At 70.6% G+C, this 15,242-nt stretch carries 11 protein-coding genes and 1 pseudogene; 2 read left to right on the forward strand and 10 right to left on the reverse strand.

Features of this window, described 5'->3' with window-relative positions; translation table 11 throughout:
• Positions 1-67: 67 nt before the first annotated feature.
• Positions 68-1,390, forward strand: a complete 1,323-nt coding sequence (locus ACO07Z_RS11935; RefSeq protein WP_421698921.1) for a DUF3422 family protein — start codon at positions 68-70, stop codon at positions 1,388-1,390.
• 95 nt (positions 1,391-1,485) lie between these two features.
• Here ACO07Z_RS11935 and ACO07Z_RS11940 read toward each other — a convergent pair whose 3' ends face one another.
• From ACO07Z_RS11940 to ACO07Z_RS11970, 7 genes are all read right to left on the reverse strand, one after another.
• Positions 1,486-2,586 carry a hypothetical protein gene (locus ACO07Z_RS11940; RefSeq protein ID WP_421698922.1) on the reverse strand — a complete coding sequence of 367 codons (1,101 nt, stop codon included), beginning with the start codon at positions 2,584-2,586 and terminating at the stop codon, positions 1,486-1,488.
• A 187-nt stretch (positions 2,587-2,773) separates the two neighbouring features.
• Complete coding sequence (locus tag ACO07Z_RS11945; protein WP_421698923.1) at positions 2,774-4,162, reverse strand: M16 family metallopeptidase; 1,389 nt, start codon at positions 4,160-4,162, stop codon at positions 2,774-2,776.
• On the reverse strand, positions 4,159-5,550 hold the full coding sequence (locus ACO07Z_RS11950; protein WP_421698924.1) for a M16 family metallopeptidase: 1,392 nt from the start codon (positions 5,548-5,550) through the stop codon (positions 4,159-4,161). Before ACO07Z_RS11950 ends, ACO07Z_RS11945 begins: the two co-directional genes overlap by 4 nt.
• A gap of 264 nt (positions 5,551-5,814) precedes the next feature.
• Positions 5,815-6,492: a hypothetical protein gene (locus tag ACO07Z_RS11955; protein WP_421698925.1), complete on the reverse strand. Its 678-nt coding sequence runs from the start codon at positions 6,490-6,492 to the stop codon at positions 5,815-5,817.
• 83 nt (positions 6,493-6,575) lie between these two features.
• A complete protein-coding gene (lspA, locus tag ACO07Z_RS11960; RefSeq protein ID WP_421698926.1) occupies positions 6,576-7,073 on the reverse strand; it encodes a signal peptidase II in 498 nt (165 codons plus the stop codon).
• A gap of 8 nt (positions 7,074-7,081) precedes the next feature.
• Complete coding sequence (gene ileS, locus ACO07Z_RS11965) at positions 7,082-10,153, reverse strand: isoleucine--tRNA ligase (protein ID WP_421698927.1); 3,072 nt, start codon at positions 10,151-10,153, stop codon at positions 7,082-7,084.
• A gap of 78 nt (positions 10,154-10,231) precedes the next feature.
• Positions 10,232-11,272 (reverse strand): zinc-dependent alcohol dehydrogenase family protein, encoded by a 1,041-nt coding sequence (locus ACO07Z_RS11970; RefSeq protein WP_421698928.1) that lies wholly within the window; start codon positions 11,270-11,272, stop codon positions 10,232-10,234.
• A gap of 127 nt (positions 11,273-11,399) precedes the next feature.
• Here ACO07Z_RS11970 and ACO07Z_RS11975 point away from each other — a divergent pair.
• Positions 11,400-12,306, forward strand: a pseudogene (locus ACO07Z_RS11975) (LysR substrate-binding domain-containing protein).
• 2 nt (positions 12,307-12,308) lie between these two features.
• On the opposite strand, the gene ACO07Z_RS11980 reads toward ACO07Z_RS11975, so the two are convergent.
• From ACO07Z_RS11980 to ACO07Z_RS11990, 3 genes are all read right to left on the reverse strand, one after another.
• A complete protein-coding gene (locus tag ACO07Z_RS11980) occupies positions 12,309-13,259 on the reverse strand; it encodes a bifunctional riboflavin kinase/FAD synthetase (RefSeq protein ID WP_421698929.1) in 951 nt (316 codons plus the stop codon).
• Between the two features lie 93 nt (positions 13,260-13,352).
• Complete coding sequence (locus ACO07Z_RS11985) at positions 13,353-14,231, reverse strand: TIGR01459 family HAD-type hydrolase (protein ID WP_421698930.1); 879 nt, start codon at positions 14,229-14,231, stop codon at positions 13,353-13,355.
• 83 nt (positions 14,232-14,314) lie between these two features.
• Positions 14,315-15,139, reverse strand: a complete 825-nt coding sequence (locus ACO07Z_RS11990) for a Crp/Fnr family transcriptional regulator (protein ID WP_421698931.1) — start codon at positions 15,137-15,139, stop codon at positions 14,315-14,317.
• Positions 15,140-15,242: the final 103 nt, after the last annotated feature.

Below are 15,242 nucleotides of genomic sequence, written 5' to 3' on the forward strand. Positions count from 1 at the left end.
CCACTGGAACGCGCGGAGTTCCCCGGCGCGACGGTACGACGCTGGGGAGGTGAAGGAGCGAGCTTCGGTGACGACGAACGCGACGGCCCGGGCGGCCGGCAAGACCTTTTACGACCATCCGCTGCGCGCGCCCGTGATGGCGGAACTGCACGCCCGTCCCTTCGTGGCGGTGTCGACGCCCGCGCGCATCCTGCATGTCGCCTTTCTCGTCGACCGCGCCCAGGCGGTGGCGGACCGCGCCGCCTTCGCCAGCCTGTGCATGGCGCGCGGCCAGCCGGCGCCGGACCGCGAGGCCAAGCAGCACCGCGTCGCCTTCGGCCGCTTCGTCGTGCGCTGGGAGCGCCACGCCGAATTCACCACCTATACCTGGGAGCTGCCGGCCGAGGATGTGGTCGAGGGCGGTCTGCCCTTCCAGCCTTCCGCCGCCAGCCTCACCGATGTGCTCACCCAGCTGCCGCAGCCGGGGCCGCTGCTGGTGGCTGTGGACCTGCACCTCGTCACCGACACGGCGGACGCGCTGCCGCTCGACCGGCTGTTCGACCGCACCAGCCTCGCCCGCTCCGATGTCGAGGACGGCTTCGCCGAAATCGCCACCGACTTTCAGCCCGACCCGTCCGGCTTCGTGCGCATTCTGGTGCGCGATCGCGGCATGACCGACGACGCCGCCGGCGCGCTGGTGCAGCGTGTGCTGGAAATCGAGACCTACCGCACGCTGGCGCTGCTCGGCCTGCCGGAGGCGCAACGCCTCGCCCCCACCGTGGCGCATAGCGAGCAGGAGCTTTCCAGCCTCACCGAGCAGATGCGCCAGAGCGAGGGCCTCGCCGCCAATCACAAGCTGCTCGACGCGCTGACCGGCCTCGCCGCCCAATTGGAAGCGGACGCCGCCGCCTCGCTGTTCCGCTTCGGCGCCACCCGCGCCTATGAGGAAATCGTCAATTCGCGCTTGCGCACCATCGGCGAGCGGCCGATTTCCGGCTATCCCACCTGGCAGCAATTCCTGCTGCGCCGGCTGCAGCCGGCCATGCGCACCTGCCAGGCCATCGAGCAGCGCCAGGCCAATCTGTCGGTCAAGCTCACCAGCGCCGCCAACCTGCTGCGCACCCGCGTCGACGTCGAGCTGGAACAGCAGAACCGCAACCTGCTGCAGAGCATGAACAAGCGCGCGCGCATGCAGCTGCGCCTGCAGCAGACGGTCGAAGGGCTCTCCGTCGCCGCCATCTCCTATTACGTCATCAGCCTGCTGCATTACGCGCTGGAAGGCCTGCACGCCCGCGCCGAGGAAGCCGGACTGCACTACGATGTCGGCACCGCCACCGCCATCGCCGTGCCCATCGTGGTGCTGGTGATCTGGTCGGTGGTCCGCCGCATCCGACGCGGCCACGCCGAATAGGGCAAGGGGACGCCGCCCCGCCCTCGGCTCAACCGACATGTCTTACGAAAAAGCCCCGGTCTCCCGGGGCTTTTTGCCGTCGGCCGACGCCTTCTCTATTGCGCGAAGCCGCCGGTGGAGGGCGCGGGGGCGCCGATCCACTGGGTCTGGCTGTTGTCCGGGGCGGGCGCGGGGGCGCTGGCCGCCGGGGCCGGCGTGATCGTGCGGGTGGGCGCCGCGGCCGCTGGCGCGGTTGCTGCGGGTGCGGTGGCGGCCGGAGCCGGGGTGGCAGGCGCGCTCTGCACCGTGGTGCTCGGCGCGGCCGGGGCGGTGCGCGGTGCGGCGCTGGCCGCCGGCACCACGGCCGGGGAGGTCTGGCGCGGCGTCGCGGTGGGGGCGGGCGTCGCCACCGGGGCCGGGCGGGCCGCGGCCGGGGTCTGGCGCGGCGCCTGCTGCGCCTGCGGCTGGGTGCGCGGCGCTGCAGGACGGGCGCGGGTCGGCTTCTCTTCCTTGCCCTGCGGGTCGAAGCCGACATAGACGACATAGCTCTCGGACGCGCCGGGCGACGGACGGGGGAAGTTCACGTCGTCGGCGACGAGGCCGAAATCGACCTGCATCACGCCCGGGCCGACTTCCACCGGCACCGAATAGAACTTGGTCCACACCGATTTCGGCGCCGGGCCTTCTTCCACCACGGCGAGGCGGAGCGGCACGGTGAGCTTGCCCGGCCCGCCCTTGGGGCCGAGCAGGACGCGGCCCTGAATGCCGATGCGCATGTTCATGTCGGGGGCGGAGAAGCGGCATTCGCGGGAGAACTGGCCGAGCGTCGCCTGGTAGCGCACGCCGCCATCGGAAGGCTCCGTCACCTGCCAGGCCGCCGCGCCGGTCCGCACCTGGATCGGCGGGCAGGTGAATTCGGACGGATCGGGCGCGCCGGGGGTCACCGCGGCCGTGCCCGCGCCGCTGGTGCCGCCACCGGCGGCGGTGGGCGCGACGGTGGTGGTCTGCATGCTGGAACCGAGGAAGCCCTGGTCGCCAGCGTCGCCGGCGCCCATCGGGCCTTCATTGCCGTTGCCGCCGCCAATGCCGGCGCCGGCACAGCCGGCCAGCAGCAAGGCGAGCGCGGGAACGGCGAGCCATGCCGGCGCGCGCCCCCTCAGCATCCCGCTGCGTCCCGTCTGGCCGAACGGCCGGTTTCGCACGTCCCCGATACCCATACGCATACTCCCCGCCGTCCCGGGCTGGATGAGCCGTGGCACCTTCCCCCGAAGCGCCGGCCGGCCGGTGATCCTGGATCCGCTTTACTGGACGCTCTTATAGCAGGCCACCGCGCACAGGAAACCTGTCCTGTGGCGGTGGCGTCAAGCCTTCGCGTCCGCCTGTCGCCCGTGGGGCGCGGCGGGTTCAGCCGCCATTGCCGGCGGCGGGCGTGGCGGTGAGGCCCGTCGGCTCGCCCACCAGGCTGAAAAGCAGCGCGGGATGGGCGTTCAGCCGCGCGGCCACGCGCTTCACATCGTCCAGCGTCACCTTCGCCACCAGCTCGTTGCGGATGTCGATATAGTCGATGCCGAGATTGTCGATCTGGATCTGCAGCAGCTGCGAGGCGACCTTGGCGGAGCTGTCGAAGCGCAGCGCGAAGGAGCCGATGAGGTAGCTCTTGGCGTCCGCCAATTCCTCCTCGCTCGGCCCGACGGTGAGCAGGCGCTCATATTCCGCCCGGATCAGCGCCGCGCTCTCCGCCGCCCGGTCGTTCTTGGTGGCGGTGCCACCGAGGATCAGCGCCGCATGGTCGAGCGGGGCGAGATGGCTGTAGACGGAATAGGCGAGGCCGCGCTTTTCCCGCACTTCCTTGAACAGGCGGGAGGAAAAGGCCGAGCCGCCGAAAATGTGGTTGAGCACGAAGGCGGGGATGAAATCCGGGTCGTCGCGCTTGAGGCCGATGCCGCCGAAGACGATGGAGGTCTGCGGCACGGCGAGCGTCTTCACCACATCGGTGCCGAGGCCCTGCGGCTCCACATCCGGCACCGGGGTCAGCTGGGCCTTGGCCGGCAGGGCGCCGAACATGGCGTCGAGCGCCGGGCCGAGCTTCTCCGCCGTGATGTCGCCGACCACCGCGATCTTGAGATTGTCGCGGGCGAGGTTGCGGGCGACGAAGCTCTTGAGGTCGTCGCGGCTGATGGTGGGCACGCTCGCCAGCGTGCCGGCAACCGGGCGGCCGTAGGGATGGTTCGGGAACGCCGCCGCCGACCAGCCCAGACTCGCCAGCGAGGAGGGATCGTTCAGCCGCCGGCGCAGCTGCGCCAGCTGGCCCTGGCGGATGCGCTCCACCGCTTCGTCGTCGAAGCGCGGGGACTTCACCGCCAGCGCCATCAGCGCGAAGGCGTCGTCGACATTCTCCGACAGGGTGCGCAGCGAGCCGCCGAGGCTGTCGCGCGAGGCGTCGAAGCGCAGCTCGATCGCCTTTTCCGCCAGCCGGTCCTGGAAGGCGCGGGAATCGAGATCGCCCGCGCCTTCGTCGAGCAGCGAGGAGGTGAGGCTGGCGACGCCGGGCTTTTCCGCCGGGTCCTGCGCCGCGCCGCCGAGAAAGGCGATCTCCATCGCCACCAGCGGCAGGGTGGTGTCGTGCACCAGCCACGCCTCGATGCCGCCCGGGCTGATCACCCGCTGGATGCGTGTCGTTTCGGACTGGGCGGGGGAGGCGGGGACGAGGGCGATGGTCATGAGCGTGGCCGCGGCGAGCGAGAAAAAGGAACGGAGAAGGCGGGAGCGCCGGCCTGCGGCGCGGCCGGTCACGAACGGTCCTCCCCGGGGCTCGCCCGTTCGGCGCCCGGTTCGGGCAAAGCGGCGGCGGGGGCGGGCTTGGCCTGCAGCAGCTGGCTGGTGACGGCACGGGCGGGCACGAGCCAGCGCCGGGCAGCGTCGCGCACCTGCTCGGCGGTGACGGACTTCACCAGTTCCGGCCAGATCTTCACATCCTGCGCGGTGGAGCCGGTGGCGAGCGCGGCGCCATAGATGCGCGCCAGCGTCGCCTGATTGTCCTGGGCATAGATCGCCTCGGCCACCAGCCGGGTCTTGGCCCGCTCCAGCTCGGCCGCATCCGGCCCGTCCTTGGCCAGCGCCGCGATGGTCTCGTCGAGCGCGGTTTCCACCGCCTCCATCGTCACTTCGGGGCGCGGCGTCACCGAGAGGCCGAAGCGCGTGTCGTCGAGCGCGGTCGACTGGTACCAGGCGCCGGCACTGGCAGCGACGCCCTTGTCGACCACAAGCGAGCGGTAGAGCCGCCCGGTGGAACCGCCGCCCAGCACCTGGGCGAGCACGTCGAGCGTGACGCTCTCATCGCGGTCGCCGCGATAGGAAGGCACGAGATAGCTGCGCGAGAGGCTCGGCTGGCCGACACGGCCATCCGCCAGCACGAGGCGGCGCTCGGCGCGCGGCGGCGGCTCCTGCGGGCGCAGGCGTTCGGCCGTCTCGGCGCGCGGGGCAACCTTGCCATAGGTCTCCTCGGCCAGCTTCTTCACCTCCTCCGGCTCGACATCGCCGGCCACCACCAGGATCGCGTTGTTGGGGGTGTAGAAGCGGCGGTAGAAATCCAGCGCGTCCTGCCGGTTGAGCTGCTTGATCTCGTCTTCCCAGCCGATGATCGGGTGGCCATAGGGGTGGTTGACGAACATCGCCGCCTGCGCGGCCTCGGAAAGCTGCGAGGCGGGGTCGTTATCGGTGCGCATGCGGCGCTCTTCCAGCACCACGTCGCGCTCGGGCAGCACCACCTCGTCGGTCAGCACCAGCCCGGTCATGCGGTCGGCCTCGAAGCCCATCACAGTGGCGAGGTTTTGCTTGGCGACGCGCTGGAAATAAGCGGTGTAGTCCTGCGAGGTGAAGGCATTCTCCTGCCCGCCGAGCTTGGCCACCACCTGCGAGAACTCGCCGGCCGGGTGCTTGTCCGTGCCCTTGAACATCAGATGTTCGAGGAAATGGGCGATGCCGGACTTGCCCGGCTGCTCGTCGGCCGAGCCAACCCGGTACCACACCATATGGGTGACGACCGGGGCGCGATGGTCGGGCACCACCACCACCTGCATGCCGTTGCCGAGGGTGAACTCTGCCACCTCGGCGGCGTCCGCGCGCGCGGGAGCGGTGGCGAGGCCGGCGGCGGCGCCGGCGAGCAGCATCAGAGCGGGCATGAGTCTTCCAGTCACAGCTTCATCCGTTTCGGCGGGCCGCCCGGAGGAGACGGGCGCGCCACCCGGTCTCGGGCGGCGCAGGGCGGAGACGCAGGCAATGTAGCGATGAAGCGGGCGCGGCGCGATGCGCCGCCGGCGGGCTTCACCGCGAAGTGAGGAACCGGGCCGCGCGCGGCACGCCGCGAACGCGATCCCGGCGCGGGCAGGGCGACACGCCGGCCGGCGCGGGAAGGAGACGGCGCGCCGGCAGGCGGGCGCGCCCGGTCAGTTGCCGTTCTTCTGGGTGCGGTCGAACCAGCTCGGCATCTTCCACGCCTTGTCTTCCGGACGGTCGGCGACAACGCCGTATTTGGCGCCGGGCGCGGGGGTCTGGTAGCCGGGCGGCGGCTCGGTGAGCGAGGCACGCTCCGGCTCGCCCTCGAAGCGGACCGTGTCGTCCTTCTTGTTGCCCCAGCCGAGGAAGCCCATCTCGTTCACCGAGAGACGGTTGTCCTCGTTGGTGCGGCTATTGGCGAAGCCGCTGCCGGTGGCCTTGCCAGAGCGATAGCCCTTGTTGAGTTCGGCCGGGGTGAGCGAGCGCGCCTCGCCGACGCGGCTTGAGGTCGCCCGCGTGTCCACCCAGTTCGCCTTCGCTTCCGCCTCGCGGACGACCTGGTCATGGTCCTTCGGCCAGGCGGGATTCTGCGAGATCGCTGAGGCGTCGCGCGGCGGGGGCAGAATGTCGCCGGTCGGCGGCACCACCAGCGGCGGGCGCTCGCGATACTCGATATCGGGCGGGGGCGGCGGCACCAGGCCGAGGCCGGTGAGAAGCCGGCCGGTAAGGTTCATCTCCGGCGGCTCGTCGTCGGCGAAAGCCGGCGCGGTGCCGAACGCCCCGGCGGCGGCGCAGGTCAGGGCGCCGGCGAACAGCGCGGCGCGGGCGGCATGAACTCGTGTCGTCATCCGGTCGTCTCCTGCCGGTCCGTGGGGGGCGAGAACGCCTCGCCCACGCGACCGCTCAAGCGTGCGGAAGGTCCGATCTCACTTCAGGGCGGCGATTTTGCGGCGCTCCCGAAAAAGGAAGCATACAAAAGCAGCCCGACCCCGGCAACAATGGCCACGTCGGAGAGGTTGAACACGTACCAGTAGAAGCCGAACGCGTGCAGCGAGACGAAGTCGAACACGGCGCCATAGGCGGCGCGGTCGATGGCATTGCCGAGCGCCCCGCCGATCAGCAGCCCCAGCGCGGCGGCCTCCAGCCGGTTGTCGGTGCGCGCCAGCCAGAACCAGAACAGCACCGCCGCCACCAGCTTCACCCCGCCGAGCACCCACCAGCCCTCGGCGCCGAGCGAGAACAGGCCGTAGCTGATGCCGGTGTTCCACGCCCAGACGATGTCGAGGAAGGGCGCCACCTTCACGATGCCGTCAGGGCCGAAATCCACCCCGTGCAGCACGGCGAGCTTGGAGCCTTGGTCGATCGCCAGCGCGGCGAGCGCGAACAGCGCGCCGGTGAGCGTGTGGGGGCCGGCGAGGCGGAGCGACACGCGCGCGCTCACTCCGCCGCCCGGCGGGCATGGGCCAGTTCGCGCAGCGCCTGGGCGTCGCGCGGGGTCACGTCGGGATAGTCCGGCTCCGTGCCCACCAGCGGCGAGATCTTCCAGGAGCGGGCGCATTTGTGCCCCACCGCCCGGTTCGGCACCACCGCCACGCCCGGCACGTCGGGCAGGCGGAAGGCGTCGGCCGGGCCCTCGTCCGGCATCAGATGCGCGTCGGAGGTGATGCACACTTCCGCGAGATCGACCGCGCTCACCGCCGCGAAAAGGTTCGGGTCGCTCACATGCACCACCGGCGCCGCCTCCAGCGAGGAGCCGATGCGCTTGGCCGCGCGCTCCACTTCCAGCGCGCCGAGCACGACGCGCCGCACCAGGCGGATCTTGCGCCACTCATCGGCCAGCACCGGATCGCGCCATTTCGCCGGCGTGTCGGGGAAGGTCTGAAGATGCACCGAGCCGGTCTCGGAGGGGAAGCGCGCCAGCCAGGTCTCCTCCGCCGTGAAGGGCAGGATCGGCGCCAGCCAGACGACGAGCCGGTTGAACACCTCGTCGAGCACGGTGAGGCAGGCCCGCCGCGTCACCGAGGACAGCGGGTCGCAATAGAGCGCGTCCTTGCGCACGTCGAAATAGAAGGCCGAGAGTTCGCTGGTCATGAAGGCGGTCAGCGCCGCGTTCACCCGCTTGAAGTCGAAGGCGGCATAGGCCTCGCGCACCACGCCGTCGAGCTCGGCGAGGCGGTGCAGCACCATCTTTTCCAGCGCCGGCATGTCGGCGAAGGCGACGCGCTCGGCCTCGCGGTAATGGTGCAGCGAGCCCAGCAGCCAACGCAGCGTGTTGCGCAGCTTGCGATAGGTCTCGACCGTGGTCTTCAGGATTTCCGGCCCGATGCGCAGATCGTCGGAATAGTCGGAGGCGCACACCCACAGGCGCAGAATGTCGGCGCCGGAGTTCTTGATCACCTCCTGCGGGGCGACGACATTGCCGACCGATTTCGACATCTTGCGGCCCTGCTCGTCGAGCACGAAGCCATGGGTCAGCACCACGTCATAAGGCGGGCGCCCGCGCGTGCCGCAGCTCTCCAGCAGCGAGGAATGGAACCAGCCGCGGTGCTGGTCAGAGCCTTCGAGATACATCACCCGGTCCGGCCCGCCATTGAAGGCGCGGTCGGCTTTGAGGTCGTCGCGCACTTCCAGCGTGAAGGCGTGGGTGGAGCCTGAATCGAACCACACGTCGAGAATGTCGTCGACCTTGCTCCATTCATTGGAGCTGTAATCGGTGCCGAGGAAGCGCTGGGCGGCGCCTTCCTTGTACCAGGCGTCCGCCCCCTCGGTGGCGAAGGCCTCGGCGATGCGGGCATTCACCTTCTCGTCGCGCAGGATCTCGACCGTGCCGTCGCCCTTGTCGCGCACGAAGACGGCGATCGGCACGCCCCAGGCGCGCTGGCGCGAGACCACCCAGTCCGGCCGGTTCTCGATCATGCCGGTGATGCGGTTCTGGCCGGAGGCCGGCACCCACTGCACCCCGGCGATACCGCCGAGCGCGCGGGCGCGCAGCGTGTCGCCGCCCGTGGTGGAACCGTCCGCCGCCGCGATGTCCTTGTCCATCGCGATGAACCATTGCGGCGTGTTGCGGAAGATGATCGGCGCCTTGGAACGCCAGCTGTGCGGGTACTGGTGCTTCAGCCTTCCGCGCGCCAGCAGCTTGCCGGCGGCCGACAGCGCCTTGATCACCGCATCATTGGCGTCGCCGTCCTTGCCCTTGTCGTCCATGACGCGGGCGCCGGCGAAGAGGGGCACATGGTCGTAATAGCGCCCGTCGGGGCCGACCGTGTGCGGCACCTCGCCGAGATGCGAGGACATGTAGAGATTGAAGTCGTCGGCGCCGTGGCCAGGGGCGATGTGGACGAAGCCGGTGCCGGTGTCGTCGGTGACGAAGTCGCCGGGCACCACGGGCACGCGGAAATCGAAATAGCCCTGCGCGCCCTCGACACCGTTCAGCGGATGGGCGCAGACCAGATGCGTCGGGTCCACTTCCTTGTGGCGCTCGTAAGCCGTGACGCGGGCGGCCTTGAACACCTCTTCCGCCAGCTTGTCGGCCAGGATGAAATGCTCGCCGACCTTGGCCCAATTGTCGTGCGGCGCCTCGGTCACCTCATAGACGGCATAGGTGACATTGGGCGAGAAGGCGATGGCGCGGTTGCCGGGGATGGTCCAGGGCGTGGTGGTCCAGATCACCACGCTGGCGCCCTCATAGGAGGGGAACAGGTGGATGTCGGCGGCGTCCTCCGGCGGCTCCAGCCCCTTGGGCAGGCCGCCGGCTGTGGCGGCGCTCTTGCGATAGCCGGTGACCGGGAATTTGACGAAGATCGTGGTCGACTGGTGGTCGTGGTACTCCACCTCCGCCTCGGCCAGCGCGGTGCGCTCCACCACCGACCACATGACCGGCTTGGAGCCGCGATAGAGCAGCCCATTGCCGGCGAATTTCATGATCTCGCGGGCGATCTGCGCTTCCGCGTCATAGCTCATCGTCACATAGGGGTGCGACCAGTCGCCCTCGACGCCCAGCCGCTTGAACTCGGCGCGCTGCACGTCGATCCAGCCCTCGGCGAAGGCGCGGCATTCCTGGCGGAACTCGACGACCGGCACCTCGTCCTTGTTCTTGCCCTTGGCGCGGTACTGTTCCTCGATCTTCCATTCGATCGGCAGGCCGTGGCAGTCCCAGCCCGGCACATAGTTGGAATCATGGCCGAGCGCCCCTTGGGAGCGCACCACCACGTCCTTCAGGATCTTGTTGAGCGCGTGGCCGATATGGATGTTGCCATTGGCATAGGGCGGGCCGTCATGCAGCACGAAGCGCGGGCGGCCTTCGCCGGCCTTGCGCTGCTGGCCATAGAGGTCGATCCGCTCCCAGCGCGCCAGCAGCTCCGGCTCGCGCTGCGGCAGGCCGGCGCGCATGGGGAATTCGGTCTGCGGCAGGAACAGGGTCGCGGAATAGTCGTGCGCCGTGCCCTCGCCGGCCGGCTCAACCGACGCTTCGTTCCCGTTGCGACCATCGCTGTTGCGGCTCGTCATGACGCGCTCCTTAAGCCTTCGCGCCCGGTTTAAGCGCAGCGCCGGGCGCGTGCAAGGGAGGGCGGGGGATGCGGCCGCTCAGCCGGGCGTCACCACGATCTTGCCGAAGGCGCCGCGCTCCAGATGATCGAGCGCCGCCGGCAGCTCCGCCAGGCTGTAGCGCCCATCGATGACCGGCCTCAGCCCCGTCGCGTCGATCGCGCGCACAAGATCCTCCAGCGCCCGCCGATGGCCGACGCCGATACCGTTGACGGCGAGTTGCTTGAGCATCAGCGGGCCGAGCGGGAGCGCCGCCTCGAAGCCCTCGATGACGCCGATCTGGGCGATGCGCCCGCCGATCGCCGCCACCTCCACCGCCCGGCCGAGCGCGGCGCCCCCAGCCAGCGCCAGAACATGGTCGGCACCGCGTCCGCCGGTCGCCGCCCGCACCGCGTCCACCCAGTCGCCTTGCGTGCGGTCAATGAAGATGTCGGCGCCGAGCGCCCGGGCGCGCTCCCGCTTTCCGGCGCTGCCGGAAACCACGATGACGCGCGCCCCCATGGCCTTGGCGATCTGCACCCCGAACAGCGCGACGCCGCCGGTGCCTTCCACCAGCACGATGTCGCCGGCCCGGAGCCCGCCGCGCTCGACCAGCCCGAACCAGGCGGTAAGCCCGGCGCAGGGCAGGGTGCTGGCTTCCTCAAGCGGCAGCCCCTCCGGCGCCGCCGCCAGCCAGGCCTCGGGGAGCGCGACATAGTCGGCGAGCACGCCGGCATAGGCTCCGCCGAGCGCCTGATAGGGCAGACGGGCGGAATCGCCGGCGGGCAGGCCGTCGATCCACCCGGGAAAGAAGGTGGCGATCACTCGCGCGCCCGTCGCGAAGCGGGTGGCATTCGCGCCCGTGGCGACGACGGTGCCGGCGAGATCGGATGCGGGCGTGAAGGGAAAGGCGAGCGGCGCGCCCATGCCGTCGGCGATGATCAGCAGGTCGCGGTAGTTCAGCGCCACCGCCGCCGCCTTCACCAGCACCTCGCCCGGGCCGGGCCGTGGCACCGCCACCTGCCGCAGTTCCAGCGCCGCGCGTCCGAAACCGTCCATCTCCCAGCGCCGCATCGTGGCGGGAATCGTGTCTGCGTTCATCGTCCTTGCTCCGTGAGCGGGAATGTCTCGGAGCGTTCTAAGGTTGAAGCTACGTCTCCGGTTGCGCTAGTTTCTCCCACTATTGGCGACACTGAGGCGCCAATAGGGGAAGCAAGCGGAAAGCGGCATGAGCGAGGTTCTGGCAGGCGTCGACGCCTTCGTCGCCGCGGTGGACACCGGCAGTTTCTCGGCGGCGGGCGCCCGCCTCGGCCTGACCCGTTCGGCGGTGGCGAAGACGGTGGCGCGGCTGGAAGGCCGGCTCTCGGTGCGGCTGTTCCACCGCACCACCCGCGCCCTGAGCCTCACCGACGACGGGCAACGCTATTACGAGCATTGCGTGCGGGCGCTGGGCGAATTGCGTGCCGGCCGGGCGACGCTGGAGAGCGGACGGCGCGAGGCCACGGGACGCCTGCGGGTGAGCGCGCCGCTGCTGTTCGGCCGGCGCTGCGTCGCCCCCGTGCTGGCGCGGCTGGCCGCCCGCCATCCCCGGCTCGAACTCGATCTCGCCCTGTCGGACCGGTTGGTCGATCTGGTCGAGGACGGGTTCGATCTCGCCATCCGCAATGGCGAGATCGGGTCAGGCCACGGCTTGATGACCCGCACCGTCGGGCTGCAGCGGATGACCGTCTGCGCCGCCCCCGCCTATCTGGCAGTGGCGGGCGTACCCCGGCACCTCGACGATCTTCACCGCCACCACGCGGTGACCTATGCCCGCGACGGCCGGGTGAGGGCCTGGGAATTTCCGGTGAGCAAAAGCGCGCCGGTGGCGGTGACGCCAGCGAGCCGGCTGCGCTTCGATGATCTGGAAGCCATCGCCGATGCCGCCGAGGCGGGGCACGGCCTCGCCTGGCTGCCCTGCTGGCTCATCCGCGCGCGGGTTCACAGCGGCGCCGCTGGTGCCCTTGCTGGCGGACGTACCGCGCCAGGTCTTCGCCACCCATGCGCTGTGGCCGGCGGCGCCGCATATGCCCATGAAGCTGCGCCTCGCCCTCGACGCGCTCGCCGCCGAGCTGCCCGGCAGCGCCGAGCTTTGACCTTACCCGAGCGCCGCGCGGGCGCGGGCGCTGTCGATATCCATCTGCGCGATCAGCGCGTCGATGCCGTCGAATTTCAGCTCCGGCCGCAGCCAGGCGTGGAAGGCGACGGTGAGCACGCGGCCATAGAGGTCGCCGGCGAAGTCGAAGATGAAGGTTTCCAGCCGCGGCGCGCCGTCGTCGAAGGTCGGGCGGCGGCCGAAGCTCGCCACGCCCTTGTGCCGCGTCCCGTCGATCTCCACCGTCACCGCATAGATGCCGTGCGCCAGCGTCACCGCCGGGTCGAGCCGCATATTGGCGGTGGGGTAGCCGAGTTCGCGCCCGCGCTTGTCGCCATGCACCACCTCGGCCTCGATGGCGAAGGGCGCGCCCAGCATATGGGCGGCCTGCTCGACGCGGCCCTGCGCCAGCGCGGCGCGGATGACGCTGGACGAGATCTGTGCGCCCTCATCCAGCAGCGGCGGCACGATCTCCACGCCGAAGCCATGGCGCTTGCCGGCCTCGCGCAGGAACAGCGGCGAGCCTCCCCGGCCCTTGCCGAAATGGAAATCATAGCCCGCCACCACCATGGCGACGCCGAGCCGGGCGACGAGGATGGCGGCGACGAAATCCTCGGCGTCGCGCCCGGCCATGGCGGCGTCGAAGGCGAGCACGACCGCGCCGTCGAGCCCGGTCTCGCTCAGGCGCTTCAGCTTCATCGGCTCCGGCGTCAGGCGGAAGATCGGCTCGTCCGGGCGGAAATAGGCGCGCGGATGCGGCTCGAAGGTCAGCGCCAGCGCCGGCCGCCCGAGCGAGCGCGCCTGGTCGATGGCGGTGCCGATCACTGCGCGGTGGCCGCGATGCACGCCGTCGAAATTGCCGATGGCGATCACCGGCCGGGCGAGGGCCGGGGGCAGCGCGTCACCCTCGCGCAGCACGAGGAAAGGGTGCGGGGAAGCGGCGGCGTGGGTCATGTCAGCGCAACGCAACGGGAGGGGCGCCCCTGGAGGCGTCGGGAAGGCGGCTGCTTAAGTGGCCCCGTCCCGCGCCGCCGTCAATCCGGGCACTTACCAGGCGAGGCGCGTGGTGACCGCCGCCGGGCGCCCCGGCCCGTCGGCGAGCAGGCGGGCCAGCGCCTTCACATCCACCTCCGCGCCCTGTTCGAGGCCGAGTTCGCCGGCATGGATGCCGGCCGCCACGAACAGGCAGTCAATGCCATGGCCCAGCGCCCCGGCGAGATCGGTGCGCAGCGCGTCGCCAATGGCGATGGCGCGCGCCTTCTCCACCGGCGCGCCGCGCAGTCGCGCCGCCGTGGCGAAGGCGGTGTCGTAGATCGGCCGGTGCGGCTTGCCGCAGAACACCACCTCGCCGCCGCGTTCCGCATAGGCCTCGGCGATGGCGCCGGCGCACCAGATCAGGTCGCCGCCGCGCTCGACCACGATATCCGGGTTGGCGCAGATGAAGGGCAGGCCCCGCGCCTTCGCCGCCGCCAGCGTGTCGGCATAGTCGTCCGGCGTCTCCACCGTGTCGTCGAACAGGCCGGTGCAGACGATCAGCTCCGCCTCCTCGAAGGGGACGAGGGTGAGGTCCAGCCCCTTATAGATGCCGAGATCGCGCTCCGGGCCGAGATGCCACATCTTTACCCCCGGCCGTCCGGCCAGCAGCGCGCTGGTGACCATCCCTGAGGTGACGATGGCGTCATAGGCGTCGCGCGGAATGCCGAAGCCGTCGAGAATGCGGGCAACGCCCTCCGGCTCGCGCGGGGCATTGGAGACGAGGATCACCGTCGTCCCGCCCGCCCGCGCCCGCTGCAACGCATCCGCCGCCGCCGGGGAACCGGCGACGCCATTGTGCAGCACGCCCCACACGTCGCACAGGACGAGGTCGTAGCGGGGCGCCAGCGTGGCGAAGGAGGGGACGAGGGGCGGGGCGTTGTCGTGTTCCATGGCGGGGCGCATGCCATTTCCGCGCGCCGCGCACAAGGCCCGCGCCGGCAGGGCAGGGCTGCGGGAACCTTCCCGTCTCCCGCTCACGGGCGGAAGGACGGGCCGTTGGTGATGACCATGCCGTGGCCGGCCACCTCATTGGCGCGGGGATAGACCCCGCTCAGCACCTCGTCGAAATGCCGTTTCACCGCCGCGTGGCAGCCGCAGCCCAGGCCGCGCAGCCGCTCCGCATCGGTGATGCGGATGCGCCCGCGGCGCGGCTCGACGGCGCCGGCTGCCTTCATCTCCCCCAGCACCCGGCTGATATAGGGCCGCCCCACCGCCAGCATGGCGGCGAGCTGTTCCTGGGTCAGGCGCAGCGTGTCGTCGCCGGTGCGGTCATAGGCGGCGAGCAGCCATTTCGCGGTGCGCTGGTCGATAGAATGGGTGGCGTTGCAGGCCACCGACTGGAAGACCTGCGCCAGCAGGCAGTCGGCATAGCGGGCGAACAGGTTGCGCAGCGGCGGGGAAATCTCCTTCGCCCGCTCCAGCTCGGCACCGTCGAGCCGCAGCAGCGGCCCCTCCATCTGCACCACCGCGCGGGCGAAAGCCGGCAGCCTTCCCTGGCTGACAATGCCGCCCACCGCGCCCTCGCGGCCGACGCTGGTGATCTCCACCTGCCGTCCGTCTTCCAGCAGCACCATGAAGGAGACGAGCGTCTGCCCGCAGGGAAAATAGACATGGCGCACATCGTCGCCGGGCTCGTAGAGCACGCCGCCGGCCGGGCGGTCGATGCGCTTGAGATGCGCGCGCAGCAGCGCGAAATCGGCCGGGCGCAAAGCGCCGAGCAGGTTGTTGCCACCCGACGACGCTACCGCCCCGCCCGTCCCGCCACTCTCGTCATTCTCGTCATTCTCGTTGAGGCGCATGGTTTGGACCCTCGTTTCCCTATCAACGCACCTCGTGGGGAAATGTTCACAAACGGACAGAAGCGGGGTGACGAGTTAGGTACAAACGGGCACACTCGCGCAC

It is taken from the genome of Ancylobacter sp., from assembly GCF_965229075.1.
GTDB lineage: Bacteria > Pseudomonadota > Alphaproteobacteria > Rhizobiales > Xanthobacteraceae > Ancylobacter.